The sequence below is a fragment of the Ralstonia sp. 1138 genome (genome assembly GCF_040544795.1).
GTDB classification, from domain to species: Bacteria; Pseudomonadota; Gammaproteobacteria; order Burkholderiales; family Burkholderiaceae; genus Ralstonia; species Ralstonia flatus.
The window spans coordinates 462,937-480,515 of the sequence record NZ_JBEPKQ010000003.1 but is presented as its reverse complement, the minus strand read 5'-3'; the positions used below and the strand labels follow the sequence as shown (position 1 = coordinate 480,515).

Sequence of the window (17,579 nt, the reverse complement as noted above, 5' to 3'; positions counted from 1 at the left end):
CTTTTTCATTTCACGGCAAGCAAGGCGCTTTGCCGATAGTGTCGCTGGGCGTCTTCCATCCGCTCCGTCTGCTCGAACATCTGGGCGAGCGCCAGGTGCGCATGGGCGCGCAAGTTGCCGGAATGATCTGCATCGGCATACTTCAGCGCCGATTCCAGGCTCGACTGCGCCTTGCCCCAGAGCTGCTCCTTGAAGCACAACATGCCGAGCGTGTAGAACAGGTCGGCATCCACCGGATGCTGGCCGAGCCATTTCTCGGCTTGCTGGATCAGCGGCAGTGCCTTGCCCGGCACGGCGCAATCAGCGTAACGGCGGATCAGACGGCCATCCCAATGCGCCTTCAAGCCGTCTTCGACGATGCGTTTGGCGTCATCCGTGCGACCAAGCTGCGCAAAATACAGCGCCGCCTGCGAAGCGATGCGCGGCGAGCGGCGCTCCTCCGTGGTCAGCTCCCGCCAGAAGCCGTTGAGGGCATCGGCATCGTGGCGGCGCTCGGCCAGCAGCGTTTCACACGCCATCTGCTTAAGACGCGCGGCCAGCACCGAATGGATCGCGTTGCGCTTTTCCAGTGCGCGCGTGAGGCGCAGCACCTCGCCCCAATTCTTCAGATGCTGATGCGCGCGCAGTGCAATGCGCTGCGCCTGAATCTGCCGCGAACCCTGCGATTGCAATTGCGCGATCTTCTCCAGCGCGCCTTCGGCATCGCGCGCATCGACCAGCAATTCCGCCATCGACACGAGCTTCGCCTGCTCACGATCGGGCGAGGCGACTTCCGCCATCCACGCGTCGCGGCGTTCGGTTTCCTGCATGCGGTGTGCGGCACGCGCGCCGATCAGTGCGGCCGTCTCGCGCTGCGGCTCCCAGGCCTGGGCTTCTCGCGCCTGGCGCTCCGCATGGCCGAAGCGTCCGGCAAACAGGCTTTCCATCGCTTCGCGCAGCGCGGCGGATGCCTTCAGGATGCGGTTGCGCTCGCGATACGCCGCAGCACGTGCCGGCATACCCGCCACATGGTGGAAAAGACGCATCACCAGATGCAGCACCACGAAGGTCGCCAGCAGCGCGGCCAGTACGAAGTTGAGCGACATCTCCACCCGGTAAGGCGGATAAAACAGCACGACGTTGCTCAGATTGAGTTCAGTAAACAGCGCCAGCCCGACAGCGGCGGCAAACAGGAGCGCGACCCAGAATACCCAGCGCATGGTCACTCCTTGCCCGAACCGCGCACGGCGGCAAGGCTGTCGGCCAGCGTCGGCACCTGCAGCGTGCCCACCATCGCGCGCACCTGTGCCAGCTGGTTCTGCACGGTGGTCACGCGCGAAGACTGCGTATCGAAGTAACGCGCGAGCAGCGTATCGGCGCGACCGAGATCGGCGCGGAATACGGCGTCATTGCGCGAGAGCAGCGCTAGGCGCGCATTCATCAGGCGCAGCTTGAGGTTTTCGCGCAGGAACCACGCTTGGTCGGAAGACAGCAGCAGCGCCTCGGTCTGATCGACGCGGCGGACCTGCACAATCTGGCCGAGTTCGCCGCGCACGTCATTCCACAAGCGGCCCCACCAGGCGCGTACGCCAGCAGACCATCCGGCGTTTGGCGGCGTCGATGCCACGGGTGCCGACGCAGCCTGCGCCTTGGCATTTTTCGTGGATTTCGCGGCAGCATGCGGCGCCTGCGCAGCCTGTTCCGCCTCCAGCGGCTGGGCCGACGAGACGAGCGGCAGCGTATCGACCGCGTTGATGGCGTCGTCCAATCGCAGCGCGGCACCGGCCAGATCAAACGACGGCATCGACTTGAGCTTGGCGATGTCGCGCGATACCGCGCGGCGCACCGCGTTGAACTGCGGTTTGTCGAGCGTGGCCAGGCGCGCATCGACCGTTTGCAGCGCTGCCAGTGCGCCCGCGACGTTGCCCGTCAGTTGCAACTGCTCGGCGGTGACTTCCAGCGAACGCTGGATCTCGGCGCGCTGCCAGTCGTCGCGGTTGCGCAGGAGGTCTTGATTGGCCTGCTCCAGGGCAGCCTGGCGATCGCGCGTTTCCGCGGTACGGGCATCCAGCGCACCGAACTTCTGTTGCAGTTGGGAAACCGAATCCTGATCCGCACGCGATAGCACGCGCATCTCCTGCGCCAGCGCCTCGTTCGTTTGGGCGTGCTGGCGGATCTCGCGTGCAAGGCGCTCATTGCGCACCTGCAGCGCGGCCACCGCCGCCACGATGGCCACCAGGACTACCCAAATCAACCAACCGCCGCGGGCTGGCGCATGGTTGACCGTCATGGTGGGCGCAAACGCTGCAGGCGCGGGGGCCGGCGTGGGCGTGGCGGCGGCCGGCGCGGATTCCGGTGCGGATGTCGAAGCGGGAGCGGACGAGGGAACGGGAGTCTGCGTCACAGTGGAAGAAGAAATAGACGGGGTTGATTCAGCCGGCGCCGCTGGCGACCCATGCTCGGGCACCGATACCGGCCCGGCCCAGGCCAGCACGCTGGCGAGCAGCCGGTCGTCGCCGGCGCCGGTCAGCGTCACGTCGCGAAAGCCCAGCGATTTGGCCTGTTCGACGATGCGGGCGTGCGAAGCAAAGCACGGCGCGCCATGCAGCGTGTCGAGATCGGCCGGCGACAGATTCGCGCGAGCCAGCTCATCGAGATTGCGCACGGCTTCCGAACTGGTGAGCGTCCAGGCATGGCGGGCCGACAGCACCGCTCGCAACGCGAGCCACGCAGCAGCATCGGGCACCGGAACGCTGCGGCGGTAGGCTTCCACCGTGCGGACCGATGCACCGGCTTCGCGCAGTTGATCGGCCAGCCATTCACGGCCACCGTTGCCGCGCACGATCAGCACCTCACGACCGCCGAGCGAAGGCACATCCAGCCGCTCATACAACGCCTCGGAATCCTGGCGCGCATCGTCGGCATGCGTGTCGGGCTTGATCACGCGGTGCGCGGGCGGCGCGACCCCATGCGTGGCAAGCGCCTGTGCGCTCGCGGGGCCCACCACGGCCACAGGCACTTCCTGCGGCCAGCGAAACCCTTCGGGCATGGCGGCAAAGGCCTGCTGCACGGCGTTCGGGCTCACGAACACGACCAGCGCATAGCGCGAAGGATCGCTCAGCGCGGCACGCAAGTCGTCGAGATTGGGCGTCGGCGCAATGTCGAGCAGCGGGAACTGGTGCGTGCGCATGCCGTGGCGCTCAAGCGCCGCCACCAGCATGGGCGCCTGCGCGCGCGGCCGCGTGACCACCACCACGGGCGGGGGTGCCGGTTGAACAGGCGGCGTGCTGGATGCGGGCGACGATGGTGACAAGCGCGGTGGCAAGTGGTCGTCCATGGCGGGCCGTGGGAGTTAGGTAGCAGGCGGCGCGTCGGCGCCCAGCATGGCAAGGATGTCACGTGCACCGCCGGCCAGCATCTGCTGGGCGACGCGCACACCCAGTGCGTCAGCTTCGGCCAGCGTAGATGGCGTGGCTTCGCCATCTGCGGCAAGTTTGCGGGTGCCGTCCTGCGACGCGACAAAGGCACGCAAGCGCAAGGTGCCTGCGCCCGACCACTGCGCGAACGAGGCGAGCGGCACCTGGCACGAACCGCCGAGAATGCGGGAAACAGCGCGTTCAGCGGTGACGGCCAGCGCAGTCGGTGCATCGTGCAGCGGCGCGAGGCACGCGCGCACGTCTTCACGATCCGCGCGAATTTCAATGCCGAGCGCACCCTGCCCCGCTGCCGGCAGCGACTCTTCCGGCGCGATGATGGAGCGAATGCGATCGGCCAGCCCGAGGCGCTTGAGCCCGGCGGCAGCCAGGATGATGGCAGCGTAGTCGCCGCGATCGAGCTTGCCGAGGCGCGTATCGAGGTTGCCCCGCAGCGGCTGGATCACCAGATGCGGAAACCGCGCCCGCAACGAAGCCTCGCGGCGCAGGCTCGACGTGCCCACCACGGCGCCGGCAGGCAACGAAGCCAGATCGGCGTAGTCGTTGGAAACAAAGGCGTCGCGCGGGTCTTCGCGTTCGAGGATGGTCGACAGCGCAAAACCTTCCGGCAGTTCCATCGGCACATCCTTGAGCGAATGGACCGCCAGATCGGCACGGCCCTCGGCCAGCGCGACTTCCAGTTCCTTCACAAACAAACCTTTGCCCCCCACCTTGGCGAGGGACCGGTCGAGAATCTGGTCGCCGCGCGTGGTCATTCCAAGGATGGACACGTCGCACGCGGGATAGTATTTTTGCAATGCAGCACGCACGTGTTCGGCTTGCCAGAGGGCGAGCCGGCTTTCGCGCGAGGCAATGACCAGCTTGGTCGGCGCCTGGGCTGCAGGAGTCGTTGCAAGCTGGGATTCGACGGGAGTCGGACGGGCGTTGGAAGACATGCGGCAATGGTAGCACGCAGCTTTTTCGCGACAGTCCGGCTATCACGTTGAAGTGATACAGAAACGAGGGCCCTTCAGGCACCTTCGAGCACCCAACCTAGGAGACACCATGACGCAGCCCGCCGCGCGCCGCGCTTCCTCGCGCGCGACCACAGCCCGCAAGGCTTCCGCCGCCCCCGCCAAGACCAGCAAGACCCCCAAGGCCATCAAGACAGCCAAGCCCGCCGCGAAACCGGTGGCCAAGGCCAATGGCGCGGACGAAGCCAATGGCGCATCACTCGGCCCCACTTCCCGACGCTCGTCGGGCAGCGCCGCGGCCAAGGATCAGCCGCTGAAGGAAGACATCCGCTTCCTCGGGCGCCTGCTGGGCGACGTGCTGCGTGACCAGGAAGGCGGCACCGTTTTCGAAACCGTCGAGACCATCCGCCAGACCGCCGTGCGCTTCCGCCGCGACGGCGACCGCCAGGCCGAGCAGGATCTCGACCGGCTGCTGAAAACGCTCTCGCGCGACCAGACCACGTCGGTGGTGCGCGCCTTCAGCTACTTCTCGCATCTGGCGAACATCGCTGAAGACCAGCATCACAATCGCCGCCGCCGCGTGCATGCGCTGGCCGGATCGCCGCCGCAGCCGGGCAGCCTGATGCGCGCGCTGCTGTCGGCCGCAGACGAGGGCTTGTCGGGCGACGTGCTGCGTCGCTTCTTTGAAACCGCGCTGATCGTGCCGGTACTGACCGCGCACCCGACCGAGGTGCAGCGCAAGAGCACGCTCGATGCGCAACGCGAAATCGCGCGCTTGCTGGCCGAACGCGACGCACCCCTCACCACACGCGAGCGCGAGCGCAACACGGCGCTGCTGCGCGCCCACGTCACCAAGCTGTGGCAAACGCGCATGCTGCGCACCACGCGCCTGATGGTGGCCGATGAGATTGAAAACGCGCTGTCGTATTACCAGACCACCTTCCTGCGCGAAATCCCGGCGCTGTACCGTGAGCTGGAAGAAGACATCGCGACCGTGTTCCCGCGTCGCGGTGCACGCGGCGAGCCGGCCCCGCTGCCGCCCTTCTTCCAGATGGGCTCGTGGATCGGCGGCGACCGCGACGGCAATCCTTTCGTCACCGCAGCGACGTTGCGCGACGCGGCACAAAAGCAGGCAAGCGTGATCCTGGCGTGGTACCTGGAAGAGATCCACGCGCTGGGCGCGGAGCTGTCGATGTCGACGTCGCTGGTGGATGTGAGCGCGGAACTGCAGGCGCTGGCCGAACGCTCGCCCGACCACTCCGAACATCGCGCGGACGAGCCGTACCGCCGCGCGCTGATCGGCGTCTACGCGCGACTGGCCGCCACGTGCCGTGAGCTGACCGGTGAAGACGCCGGCCGCCACGCCGTCGGGCCCGCTCCGGCTTACAGCAACGCAGAAGAACTGCGCGCCGACATCCAGATCGTGATCGATTCGCTGGCGGCGCACCACGGCGAGGTGCTGGCCGACGCGCGGCTGGCATCGCTGGCGCGCGCGATCGATGTGTTCGGCTTCCATCTCTCGTCGATCGATTTGCGGCAGGTGTCGGACGTGCACGAAGCGACCGTTGCCGAGCTGCTGAAGGTGGCCGGTGTGGAAGGCGCCTATGCGGCGCTGTCCGAGGCCGACAAACGCACGCTGCTGCTGCGCGAGCTGCAACAGCCGCGCGTGCTGACGCTGCCGTTCCACGCGTACAGCGAACAGACCACGTCGGAAATCGACATCTTCCGCGCCGCGCGCGAGGTGCGTGCCCGCTACGGCAATCGCATCGTGCGCAACTACATCATTTCGCACACCGAGACGCTGTCCGACCTGCTCGAAGTGATGCTGCTGCAGAAGGAAGCCGGTATGTTCCGCACGGGCGCCAATGGCAGCGGCAGCGCCGCGCTGGACGTCATGGTGATCCCGCTGTTTGAAACCATCGAAGACTTGCGCAATGCCCCGGAAATCATGGGCGATCTGCTGGCCCTGCCCGGCTTCGATGCCGTGCTGGCCGCGCAGGGCAACGAGCAGGAAGTGATGCTCGGCTACTCGGACTCCAACAAGGACGGCGGTTTCCTCACCTCCAACTGGGAGCTGTACAAGGCCGAGCTGGCGCTGGTGGAACTGTTCGAGCGCAAGGGCGTGCGCCTGCGCCTGTTCCATGGCCGCGGCGGCACGGTGGGCCGAGGCGGCGGCCCGACCTACCAGGCCATCCTGTCGCAGCCGCCGGGCACCGTGAACGGCCAGATCCGTCTGACCGAACAAGGCGAAATCATCTCCAGCAAGTTCGCCAATCCGGAGATCGGCCGGCGCAACCTGGAGACCATCGTCGCTGCCACGCTGGAAGCGACGCTGCTGCCTACGCGCAACCGCCCCAAGGGCCTGGAGGAGTTCGAAGCCGCCATGCAGGCGCTGTCGGACAACGCCTTTGCCGCGTACCGCAACCTCGTCTACGAGACCCCTGGCTTCAAGGATTACTTCTTCGCCACCACGCCCATCACCGAAATTGCCGACCTGAACCTCGGTTCGCGCCCGGCCTCGCGCAAGCTGATGGACAAGAAGCACCGCCGCATCGAAGACCTGCGTGCGATTCCGTGGGGCTTCTCATGGGGCCAATGCCGTCTGCTGCTGCCGGGCTGGTTCGGCTTTGGCAGCGCGGTGCAGCGCTGGTTGGACGACGCCGGCAACGCCAAGGCCCGCGCCGCGCGCCTGACCACGCTCAAGCGCATGCACAAGCAGTGGCCGTTCTTTGCGAACCTGCTGTCGAACATGGACATGGTGCTGTCCAAGGCGGATCTGAACGTGGCGTCGCGCTACGCGCAGCTCTGCGACGACCGCAAGCTGCGTAACGCGGTCTTCTCGCGCATCTCGGCCGAGTTCACATTGACCGAGCAGATGCTGGCCGCCATCACGGGGCAGTCGGAGCGCCTGGCCGACAACCCGCTGCTGGCGCGCTCCATCAAGAACCGCTTCCCGTATCTCGACCCGCTGAACCACTTGCAGGTCGAGCTGCTCAAGCGCTTCCGCTCGGGCAAGGCCGGCAGCGACGATGCACGCGTGCGGCGCGGCATCCATCTGTCGATCAACGGGATTGCGGCCGGGCTGCGCAACAGCGGCTGATCAGGCAGCCAGCGCGGTGGCGGCCGGGCGTCGGCTGATCCACGCCATCGCCATCGCGCCGGCGTACGACAGCGTCATCAGGCCAAACACCATCGGCGAGGCGTGCGCCAGCTCGGGCACCACCGTCACGACGGCGCCCGCCGCTGCCACGCCCAGCAAACTGCCCGTCTGCCGCGCGGCGTTGAGCAGGCCCGACGCCGTACCGGCCAGCTCGCCCGGCGCCGCCGACAGGATCGTCGAGGTCATCGGCGCAATCGCCAGCGCGGTACCGCCGCCGTAAGCCACCATCGTCGCGCTCACCACCCACAGGTGCACATGGCCCGTCAGCGCAGCCGACGTTGCCAGCAAACCCGCTGCGCCGATCACGAGGCCGCTCAGCATCATCGTCGGCGTGGAAAAATGCGCCATCAGCTTGCCGGCGAAGATGTTACCCGCCGACAGGCTCACCGCCATCGGCAGCATGACGAGACCGGTCTGCCGTGCGCTCAGGTGCTCGACGTTCTGCAAATGCAGGCTCAGCACGAACAGCGCGCCGTAATAGCCGAAATTCAGCAGGAACCCCACGCCATTGACCGCGCCCAGCGTGCGATGCCCCAGCCAGGCCAGCGGCACGAGCGGCGCGCGCGCACGGCGTTCGGCCACAACGAACAGCGCGCCGGCCGCCACCGTCAGCAGCGCCGCACCCCACACCCAGGGCGAGAGCGCGCCGCGCACCGGCCACTCGATCGCGGCAAAACACAGCGCCGCGAGCATCACGGCGCTCGTCACCTGCCCCGCCCAGTCGAATGGCTTGGCCCGTGCCGGCGGGTCGTTGCGCACGATCATCCACGTGCCCAGCATGCCGACCACGCCCAGCGGCACGTTGATCAGGAAGGCGCTGCGCCAGCCGTATGTGTCGACCAGCACGCCGCCCAACGCCGGGCCCACGGCTGCGGCAGTCGCGACGATGGCGCCCCACAGGCCGATGGCCCAGGCGCGCTCGCGCGGATCCTCGAACGTACTGCGGATCAGCGACAGCGAACTCGGCAGAAACATCGCCGCGCCCACGCCCTGCAGGATGCGCGCGGCAATCAGCGTGGTGACGGTCGGCGCCACTCCACAACCGGCCGACGCAACGATGAAGACCGCCATCCCCGCCATGAACACGGTGCGCGCGCCAATGCGATCGCTCAGCAAACCGCCTGTGAGGATGAAGGCGGCGAACGCCAGCGTGTAGGCGTCAACGATCCAAGCAAGTTCTGCGACGCTGCTGTGCAGGCTGTCGCGCATGGCGATGAGCGCCACGTTGACCACGGTGGTGTCGAGCACGGCCATGAACACGCCCGACGTGAGAATGCCCAGCGTGGCGTTGCGGCGCCACCGGCTGAGGTCGGGTTGCAAATCAGCCCGGGGCGCCGCTCCCATGGAGTTGGCGTTGCATGAAGACATGGCGGAACCGTTTGGAAATTTCATGCAGCCCAGTGTAGGCTGGGGATTGCATGCAAAAAAGCAGCGTTTTTGCATCGCACCACTGCAAATCTGCATCATCCATCTACGAACATTCGGAGCCAGACGTGAACTGGGATAACGGACGCTTTTTCCTGGCCGTGGCGCGCACGGGCACGCTGCGCGGCGCGGCCCAGCGTCTGGGCGTGGATCAGGCCACGGTGGGCCGCCGCATCGCCGCGCTGGAAGACGAGCTGTCAGCCAAGCTCTTCTTGCGGACGTCGACCGCGCTGGTGCTCACGCCTGCCGGCGAAGCGCTGATCGGCCCGGCCGAAGCGATGGAGCAGGCGGCGCACACCATTGAGCGCCGCGTTGCCGGCATCGACGATCAACTCGCCGGCACGATCCGCGTGGCCACGACCGACACCATGGCCGCCACGTTTGTGCTGCCGGCCATCGCGCAGCTGCGGCAGCAGCATCCGGGCATCGACGTCGTCTGCATGGCGTCCAAGAGCATTGCCAACCTCACCAAGCGCGAGGCCGACGTGGCCGTGCGCACGCTGCGGCCCGATTCTCCGGACCTCATCGCGCGGCGTATCGGACAAATGGAAACCGGTATCTATGCGAGCCGGAGCTACGTGGCTGCCCGTGGCGAGCCCGAGGAAGGGACGGCCTTTGCGGGGCACGATCTCGTGCTCTATCCGCGCAACGAAGTGCCATGGATGTGGGAAGACCTCTGCGGCGAGCCCATTACGCGCGGGCGTGTCGTCTTGCAGAGCAACTCGGCGCTGGCGCTGTTTGAGGCGGTGGCTGCGGGCATGGGGATCACCGAGTTGGTCTGCCGCCGTGCGGAGGCCTATCCGCAACTGGTGCGCGTGCTACCCAACCGCCGCAGCATGCAGGACGTCTGGCTCGTGACGCACGCCGATCTGCACAAGACCGCGCGCGTGCGTGCCTTGCTCGACTGCATCGTCGAAGCGTTCGACGCGCACAAAAAAACCGCCACACCGTAACGAGCGGCCGGTGTGGCGGCCCAACAAACCGCCTAGCTGATGAACGCGACCGGCACCGGGTCTTCACCCAGCGCCGAGAGCAGCACCGCCCAATGCATCGTCTCGTCGCCCAGGATGCTGGCGGCGGCCTTGGCGAGGTCGCGCGTGTAGAAGCTGGGTATCACCCCCAGGTAAGCGGAGGCAGCGCCCTTCTCCAGTCCCGCGGCAAAGCGCAGCACGTCGGCCTGCGTCTTCAACTGGCTGACCGGAAAGTTGTATTCCGCCGCCGTTTTCTCCATGACCGGCGTGCCGCCCAGCTTGGAGATCGCCCCCGCCAGCACCGACGCATGCGCCTTGTGGTGGCCCTGGAACTTCACCGCCGTTGCGAGCACGGGCTTTTGCAACAGGCCGCTTTCCGCGCCGACCTGATACGCGGCGATGGCCTGATATTCGAGGCCCAGCGCCACGTTCAGAATGTTGACGTCGTCTTTCACGCTGCCCGATTGCGTCTGCGCCCAGGCCGGCATCGACTGCCCCAGCGACACCGCCGCCAGCGAGCCCAGCGCCATCAGCCCCGGCGCGCGCAGCAACACCCGACGGCGTGCATCGATGCGCGGGCTGTCGCTCGCCAACTGATCCATCTCTTGGGTTGTATCCATCGTCGATCTCCTTGCATTGTGGGAAGGAAGCGCGACCCGTGCGGTACGAAGTCCGAATCGCGGGCGTTTATCCAGCGCCTGATCGCTTGTACGAAGGGCGTGCCCAACTGGATGCAAAAAAACCTCAGCGCCTTTCACGTGAATTCACCCACGAGCACGGTTTCTACCTACACTTTGGGCAAAACCGTCCACAGAAACCTGCCCACGTGCTCACCTATCAGCGCTCCGCCGAAGACCCCGCCGAGCAACCTGCCGACCCGCCAGCGACGTCCGCGGCAGCGCGCCTCTCGAGCGCCGACGCTGAAGAGCTGGCCGCATTGCTGCAACGCATCAGCCTGGGTGACCGCGACGCCCTGCGCACGCTATATACGCGCTGCGCACCGAAACTGTTTGGGCTCGCGCTGCGTATCTTGGTCAGGAAGGACTGGGCCGAGGACGTCTTGCAAGAAAGCTTCGTCAACATCTGGCGCCATGCCGGCGATTACCGCCCGCATCTGGCCGCCCCCATGACGTGGATGACCACCATCGTGCGCAACCGTGCACTCGATTGCCTGCGCCGCCAGCATGCCGAGCGCGTGCAGGAATCCGTGCCCCTGGACGACGCCTACGCCGATGTCCTGGCCGACCACGCTCCGGGCCCTGCGGACATCGCGCTCGCCGGTCAGCAGGCCCGCGCGCTCGCCGAATGCCTCAAGCGGCTCGACCCGAAGCAACGCCAGGTCGTGTCGCTCGCGTATCTGCGTGACCTGTCGCACAGCGAGCTGGCGCAATCGCTGTCGCTGCCGCTGGGCACCGTCAAATCCTGGATGCGGCGCGGTCTGGACCGCCTGCGCGAATGCCTCGGAGCACCGTGATGGACCCGCGCCGCCACCCCGAACTCGTCGACAAGCTGGCCGCTGAATACGCGGTCGGAACGCTGCGCGCCGGCGCACGCCGCCGTTTCGAGCAGATCATTCGCCACGACGCCGCCACGCGCGCGACGGTGGAACGCTGGCAGCGCTATCTGGCCGATCTGCCCTCGCTTCAGCCGGCCACGGCACCGTTGCCGGACATTCTCCGCCGCATCGAAGTGCAACTCGGCTGGCGCGAGCCCGCGCCGCAGCAGAAGGCGCTCTGGCAACGGCTTTGGCAGGGTGCAGGCTTCTGGCGCAGCGCCACGGCGGTCGCGGCGGTGGTCGCAGCGGTCGCGATTGGGCTGAACCTGCGGCTGGCGCAGCAATTGCGCGAAGCGCCTGTCGCCAACGCCGTGGCCGTGCTGCAGGACGCGCAGGCCCAGGCGGCCGTCCTCGTCACCTGGGATGCGCGCACCGGCACGCTGTCGCTCAAGCGACTGGACGCAACGCCGCTCAATACCGAACAGGCCTTGCAGCTCTGGGCGCTGCCACCCGGCGGGCATCCGCAGTCACTTGGGGTGATCGGGCACCAGCGTGCCGTGCGGTTGACGGTGGCGCAGCCGTTGCGGCAAGTGCCGGCGCTCGCCATCAGCGTGGAACCGCGTGGTGGCTCGCCCAATCCGGAGGGGCCGACGGGCCCGGTGGTCTTCAAGGGCGCGCTGATCGACAGCACGCTGTAGGCACCCCGGCGCGGGGGCCGGAAGGCCCGGCGGGCGATATAATCGCGGTTTCCTGAATTTGCGGCTGGCGCCTCGCCGGCCGCGCTCCTCCTGCTGTCCGCCCATGACCTCCCAACTCGCCAAGAAGGCCGAAGCGTGGTCCGCCCGCTTTAACGAGCCGGTGTCCGATCTCGTCAAGCGCTATACCGCGTCGGTGTTCTTTGACAAGCGCCTCGCTCTGTTCGACATCCAGGGCTCGCTGGCGCACGCTGCCATGCTGGCCAAGCAGGGCATCATCGCAGAAGCCGATCGCGCCGCAATCGAAAAGGGCATGGCGCAGATCCGCCAGGAGATCGAGGCCGGCACGTTCGAGTGGAAGCTGGATCTGGAAGACGTGCACCTGAACATCGAAGCGCGCCTGACCGCCATGGCGGGCGACGCCGGCAAGCGCCTGCACACGGGCCGCTCGCGCAACGACCAGGTCGCCACCGACATCCGCCTGTGGCTGCGCAGCGAGATCGACAACATCGTCGGTCTGCTCAAGGCCCTGCGCAGCGCGCTGCTGGACCTGGCGGAGCAGCACACCAACACCATCGTCCCGGGCTTCACGCACCTACAGGTCGCGCAACCGGTGGTGTTCGGCCACCACCTGCTGGCCTACGTCGAGATGTTCACGCGCGACACCGAGCGCATGCTCGACGCCCGCAAGCGCGTCAACCGCCTGCCGCTGGGCGCCGCCGCGCTGGCCGGTACGAGCTACCCGATCGACCGCGAATTCGTCGCCCAGCAACTCGGCTTTGACGGCGTGTGCCGCAACTCGCTGGATGCCGTGTCGGACCGCGACTTCGCCATCGAATTCTGCGCCGCCGCCGCGCTCGTCATGACGCACATCTCGCGCTTCTCTGAAGAGCTGGTGCTGTGGATGAGCCCGCGCGTGGGCTTTATCGACATTGCAGACCGCTTCTGCACCGGCAGCTCGATCATGCCGCAGAAGAAGAACCCGGACGTTCCCGAACTGGCGCGTGGCAAGACCGGCCGCGTCAACGGCCACCTGATCGGCCTGCTCACCCTGATGAAGGGCCAGCCGCTGGCGTACAACAAGGACAACCAGGAAGACAAGGAACCGCTGTTCGACACCGTGGATACGGTGGTCGACACGCTGCGCATCTTTGCCGACATGGTGCCGGGCATCACGGTCAAGGCGGACGCCATGCGTGCCGCCGCGCTGCAGGGCTACGCCACCGCCACCGACCTGGCCGACTACCTGGTCAAGCGCGGCCTGCCCTTCCGCGATGCGCACGAAGCCGTGGCCCACGCCGTGCGCGCCTGCGACGACCTGCGTTGCGACCTGGCGGACCTGTCGGTTGCGCAACTGCGTGACATCTGCGGCCTGGGCGACAAGTCCGATCTGATCAGCGACGATGTGCACGCCGTGCTGACGCTGGAAGGCTCGGTCGCCTCGCGTAACCACATCGGTGGGACGGCGCCGGAGCAGGTGAAGCAGGCCATTGCGTTTGCGCGGGCTGCACTGGCTGAGTAATTCGCAGCCGCTTCAAACAAAAATGCCGCGCTGAGTTGATCAGCGCGGCGTTTTTGTTTGTGACGCACGCTGGCACTCTCGATCGCTGGCGCGGTCTGGCGAATTGCCGATGTTTGCGAAGCACGGCTATGCTGCAAGCCAACGCGCACAGGAGGGCGATTTTTGAACGACCAGACGACCGTTGTCGCCCAGTTGGCCGAGTCCCTCGCCGGGGCCGCTACTGCCGAGAGGGCGGAACAAGAAAAGCAATACCTGAAGAGCGAGCTCCGCTTCATCGGTGCTTCCGTGCCAGCTGTGCGACGGGTGGCCCGCACCTTTGTCGCCGACCACCCTGCCCTTACTGTGGAAGACCTCAAGGGGCTGGTCGGGGCGCTCTGGAATACGCACACCCATGAGTTGCGATCCGCTGGAATCGCGGTGCTCGAACTGCGGAGCGACCTGCTCCGCAAATCGGATGTCGGATGGTTGAAGGGCCTGATCGATCGAAGCACGACCTGGGCCCATGTCGACTGGCTTGCGATCAAAGTGGTTGGCGCGCTGGCCACCCGGATACCAGCGGTCGAGACGGACCTGGACGAATGGTCCGCACACACGAATTTCTGGGTGCGGCGCAGTGCGCTGTTAGCCAATCATGACCGACTCGCAGCCGGCCAAGGTGACTTCGAACGTTTCGAACGGCGGGCCGCTCCGATGCTGCAGGAGCGGGAGTTCTTCATCCGAAAGGCAATCGGATGGGTGCTGCGCTCGACCTGCAAAAAGACGCCATTGCGAACGATCGGCTTCGTGGAGCGACATGCTGGCGAGATGTCGGCTTTGACTTTCAGGGAGGCGACCCGAGCGCTGGAGCCATCGCAGCAGCAGCGGCTGCAACGCCTCCGGGCGAAGAACCGATAGCCCACGTTTTTTGCCTTGCAGCGGTCGGTAACACTTCATACAGCCGAATGCGGCGCAGAAGCGCCAAACAAAAAAGCCGCCCGATACTCTCGCGCGGCTTTTCTCTTGGTACGACTAAAACTCAGCGCACGCAGTCGACGAAGTACCCCATCTTGCCGTCGACCTCTTCCTCGACCAACCCGTGGATGTCGGTCTCAAAGCCCGGGAACAGCTTGTTGAACTCGCGTGCGAACTGCAGGTACTGCACGATCGTCTTGTTGAAGCGCTCGCCCGGAATCAGCAGCGGAATGCCCGGCGGATACGGCGTCAGCAGGATACCGGTGATGCGGCCTTCCAGATCGTCGATCGCCACACGCTCGGTCTCGCGGTGCGCCATCTTCGCCCAGGCGTCCGACGGGATCATCGCCGGCTCCATGTCGGACAGGTACATCTCGGTCGTCACGCGGGCCACGTCGTTGGCCTGATAGACGCTGTGGATGTTGTCGCACAGTTCACGCAGGCCGATGCGCTCGTATTGCGGATATTGGCGCACGAATTCCGGCAACACGCGCCACAGCGGCTGATTGTTGTCGTAATCGTCCTTGAACTGCTGCAGCTCCGTCACGAGCGAATTCCAGCGGCCCTTGGTGATGCCGATGGTGAACATGATGAAGAACGAGTACAGACCGGTCTTCTCGACGATGATGCCGTGCTCGGCGAGGTAGCGCGTGACGATGGCGGCCGGAATGCCGGAATCGCTGAACTTGCCGTCCACATCCAGGCCCGGGGTGATGATCGTGGCCTTGATCGGATCGAGCAGGTTGAAGTCTTCGGCCAGGTTGCCGAAGCCGTGCCAGCGCTCGTTGGCCTTGAGCATCCACGCTGCGCGCTCTTCGATGCCTTCGTCCGACAGGTCGTCCGGGCCCCAGACCTTGAACCACCAGTCGTCGCCGCGGCCGTTGCCGCCATTCGCGCCCAGGTATTCGTGCTCGACCTTGCGCATGGCGCGGCGGAAATCCAGCGCTTCGGCAATGCTCTCTTCCACCAGCGCGGTGCCGCCCGGCGCTTCCATCATCGCCGCGGCGACGTCGCACGAGGCAATGATCGAGTACTGCGGGCTCGTCGACGTGTGCATCAGATACGCCTCGTTGAAGCGGTACGTATCGAGCTTGCGCGTCTCGGAATCCTGCACGAGGATCTGCGAGGCCTGCGACAGACCGGCCAGCAGCTTGTGGGTGCTCTGCGTCGCGTAGACCAGCGCGTCCTTGCTGCGGGGACGGCCGTGGCCGATCGCGTGCATGTTCTCGTAGAACGGGTGGAACGACGCGTGCGGGAGCCAGGCTTCGTCAAAGTGCAGCGTGTCGATCTCGGTCGACAGCATGTTCTTGATCATCTCGGCGTTGTACAGCACGCCGTCGTACGTACCCTGCGTGATGGTCAGGATGCGCGGCTTCTTGTTCTTGGCCTTGCTGGCAAACGGATGGTCGGCAATCTTCTTGGCAATCGTTTCCGGCTCGAACTCGCTCTTCGGGATCGGGCCGATGATGCCGAAGTGGTTGCGCGTCGGCATCAGGAACACGGGAATCGCACCCGTCATCATGATCGCGTGCAGATTCGACTTGTGGCAGTTGCGGTCGACCACCACGATGTCGCCGGGCGCCACGTTGGCGTGCCACACCATCTTGTTCGACGTCGACGTACCGTTGGTCACGAAGAACATGTGGTCGGAACCGAAGATGCGCGCAGCGTTGCGCTCAGACGCGGCGACGGGGCCGGTGTGGTCCAGCAGCTGACCCAGTTCTTCCACGGCGTTGCAGACGTCGGCGCGCAGCATGTTCTCGCCGAAGAACTGGTGAAACACCTGCCCCACCGGGCTCTTCAGGAACGCCACGCCGCCCGAGTGCCCCGGGCAATGCCACGAATACGAGCTGTCCTGCGCGTAGTCGATCAGGGCTTTGAAAAACGGCGGCGGCAGCGAATCCAGGTAATTGCGCGCTTCACGGATGATGTGTCGGGCCACGAACTCGGGCGTGTCCTCGAACATGTGGATGAACCCGTGCAGCTCGCGCAGCACGTCGTTCGGCAGATGGCGCGAGGTGCGCGTTTCGCCGTACAGGAAGATGGGGATGTCGGCGTTGCGGCGACGCACTTCGGCCACGAAGGCGCGCAGGTTTTCAACCGCCTCCGGTTCCGGCTTGTCGTTGTCCGGGTTGATGAATTCATCGTCGTCGATCGAGACGATGAAGGTGGACGCGCGGCTCGACTGTTGCGCGAACGAGGTCAGGTCACCATAGCTGGTGAGGCCGATGACCTCCATGCCTTCGGTTTCGATGGCCTGGGCCAGCGCGCGAATGCCCGACCCGGAGATGTTCTCGGAGCGGAAGTCCTCGTCAATGATGATGACGGGAAAACGGAATTTCATCGTGGTTCCTTATGGATGAAGCTAAAGGCACCGCTCCGGATACGCCTGAACGCGCGGAAACGGACTACAAAAACTAGGTCTTGGGCAGCGTCACACCGTGCTGGCCCTGGTACTTGCCACCACGATCCTTGTACGAGGTTTCGCATTCCTCGTCGCTCTCGAAGAACAGCACCTGCGCGCAGCCTTCGCCGGCGTAGATCTTGGCAGGCAGCGGCGTGGTGTTGGAGAACTCCAGCGTCACGTAGCCTTCCCACTCGGGCTCGAACGGCGTGACGTTGACGATGATCCCGCAGCGCGCGTACGTGCTCTTGCCCAGACACACCGTCAGCACGGTGCGCGGGATGCGGAAGTACTCCATCGTGCGGGCCAGCGCGAACGAGTTCGGCGGGATGATGCACACATCGCCCTTGAAGTCGACAAACGACTTCTCGTCGAAGTTCTTCGGATCGACGATGGTGCTGTTGATGTTGGTGAAGATCTTGAATTCGTCGGCGCAGCGGATGTCGTAGCCGTAGCTCGACGTGCCGTAGGAAACGATGCGGCGCCCTTCGGATTCGCGCACCTGACCGGGCTCGAACGGCTCGATCATGCCGTGCTGCTCGGCCATGCGGCGGATCCACTTGTCGGATTTGATGCTCATGGAGCGTCCA

13 protein-coding genes are annotated in these 17,579 nt (G+C 65.9%); 6 read left to right on the top strand and 7 right to left on the bottom strand.

Features of this window, described 5'->3' with window-relative positions; all coding sequences use genetic code 11:
• Window positions 1-5: 5 nt before the first annotated feature.
• The 3 genes from ABIC76_RS15115 to hemC are packed head-to-tail and all read right to left on the bottom strand — an operon-like array spanning window position 6 to window position 4,348.
• On the bottom strand, window positions 6-1,199 hold the full coding sequence (locus tag ABIC76_RS15115) for a heme biosynthesis protein HemY (RefSeq protein WP_027680818.1): 1,194 nt from the start codon (window positions 1,197-1,199) through the stop codon (window positions 6-8).
• Window positions 1,200-1,201: 2 nt separating this feature from the next.
• Window positions 1,202-3,316: a fused uroporphyrinogen-III synthase HemD/membrane protein HemX gene (gene hemDX, locus ABIC76_RS15110; protein ID WP_354534461.1), complete on the bottom strand. Its 2,115-nt coding sequence runs from the start codon at window positions 3,314-3,316 to the stop codon at window positions 1,202-1,204.
• 15 nt (window positions 3,317-3,331) lie between these two features.
• Complete coding sequence (gene hemC / locus ABIC76_RS15105; RefSeq protein WP_354534460.1) at window positions 3,332-4,348, bottom strand: hydroxymethylbilane synthase; 1,017 nt, start codon at window positions 4,346-4,348, stop codon at window positions 3,332-3,334.
• Window positions 4,349-4,457: 109 nt separating this feature from the next.
• Here hemC and ppc point away from each other — a divergent pair, with 109 nt between their 5' ends.
• On the top strand, window positions 4,458-7,466 hold the full coding sequence (ppc, locus tag ABIC76_RS15100; protein ID WP_102066586.1) for a phosphoenolpyruvate carboxylase: 3,009 nt from the start codon (window positions 4,458-4,460) through the stop codon (window positions 7,464-7,466).
• On the opposite strand, the gene ABIC76_RS15095 is transcribed toward ppc, so the two are convergent.
• The gene (locus ABIC76_RS15095) at window positions 7,467-8,894 is read right to left on the bottom strand and encodes an MFS transporter (protein ID WP_354534459.1); all 1,428 of its coding nucleotides are present in this window, start codon (window positions 8,892-8,894) and stop codon (window positions 7,467-7,469) included. It lies immediately after the preceding gene.
• Window positions 8,895-9,019: 125 nt separating this feature from the next.
• On the opposite strand from ABIC76_RS15095, the gene ABIC76_RS15090 reads away from it, so the two are divergent.
• Window positions 9,020-9,904 (top strand): LysR family transcriptional regulator, encoded by an 885-nt coding sequence (locus tag ABIC76_RS15090; RefSeq protein WP_354534458.1) that lies wholly within the window; start codon window positions 9,020-9,022, stop codon window positions 9,902-9,904.
• Between the two features lie 32 nt (window positions 9,905-9,936).
• Here ABIC76_RS15090 and ABIC76_RS15085 read toward each other — a convergent pair whose 3' ends face one another.
• Window positions 9,937-10,542, bottom strand: coding sequence for a ferritin-like domain-containing protein (locus ABIC76_RS15085; protein WP_354534457.1), 606 nt, complete (start codon window positions 10,540-10,542; stop codon window positions 9,937-9,939).
• 206 nt (window positions 10,543-10,748) lie between these two features.
• Here ABIC76_RS15085 and ABIC76_RS15080 point away from each other — a divergent pair, with 206 nt between their 5' ends.
• The 4 genes from ABIC76_RS15080 (at window position 10,749) to ABIC76_RS15065 (ending at window position 14,528) form a co-directional block, all read left to right on the top strand.
• Window positions 10,749-11,396 carry an RNA polymerase sigma factor gene (locus ABIC76_RS15080; protein WP_102066589.1) on the top strand — a complete coding sequence of 216 codons (648 nt, stop codon included), beginning with the start codon at window positions 10,749-10,751 and terminating at the stop codon, window positions 11,394-11,396.
• Window positions 11,396-12,115: an anti-sigma factor gene (locus ABIC76_RS15075; RefSeq protein WP_354534456.1), complete on the top strand. Its 720-nt coding sequence runs from the start codon at window positions 11,396-11,398 to the stop codon at window positions 12,113-12,115. Before ABIC76_RS15080 ends, ABIC76_RS15075 begins: the two co-directional genes overlap by 1 nt.
• 103 nt (window positions 12,116-12,218) lie before the next feature.
• Entirely contained in the window at window positions 12,219-13,634 is a 1,416-nt protein-coding gene (argH, locus tag ABIC76_RS15070) for an argininosuccinate lyase (RefSeq protein WP_027680809.1), read from the top strand.
• 162 nt (window positions 13,635-13,796) lie between these two features.
• Complete coding sequence (locus ABIC76_RS15065; RefSeq protein WP_354534455.1) at window positions 13,797-14,528, top strand: DNA alkylation repair protein; 732 nt, start codon at window positions 13,797-13,799, stop codon at window positions 14,526-14,528.
• 121 nt (window positions 14,529-14,649) lie between these two features.
• Here the strand turns inward: ABIC76_RS15065 and ABIC76_RS15060 are convergent, their stop codons facing one another.
• Both ABIC76_RS15060 and dcd read right to left on the bottom strand, forming a co-directional pair.
• Window positions 14,650-16,929 (bottom strand): Orn/Lys/Arg family decarboxylase, encoded by a 2,280-nt coding sequence (locus tag ABIC76_RS15060; RefSeq protein ID WP_354534454.1) that lies wholly within the window; start codon window positions 16,927-16,929, stop codon window positions 14,650-14,652.
• A gap of 73 nt (window positions 16,930-17,002) precedes the next feature.
• The gene (gene dcd / locus ABIC76_RS15055) at window positions 17,003-17,569 is read right to left on the bottom strand and encodes a dCTP deaminase (RefSeq protein WP_012762552.1); all 567 of its coding nucleotides are present in this window, start codon (window positions 17,567-17,569) and stop codon (window positions 17,003-17,005) included.
• Window positions 17,570-17,579: the final 10 nt, after the last annotated feature.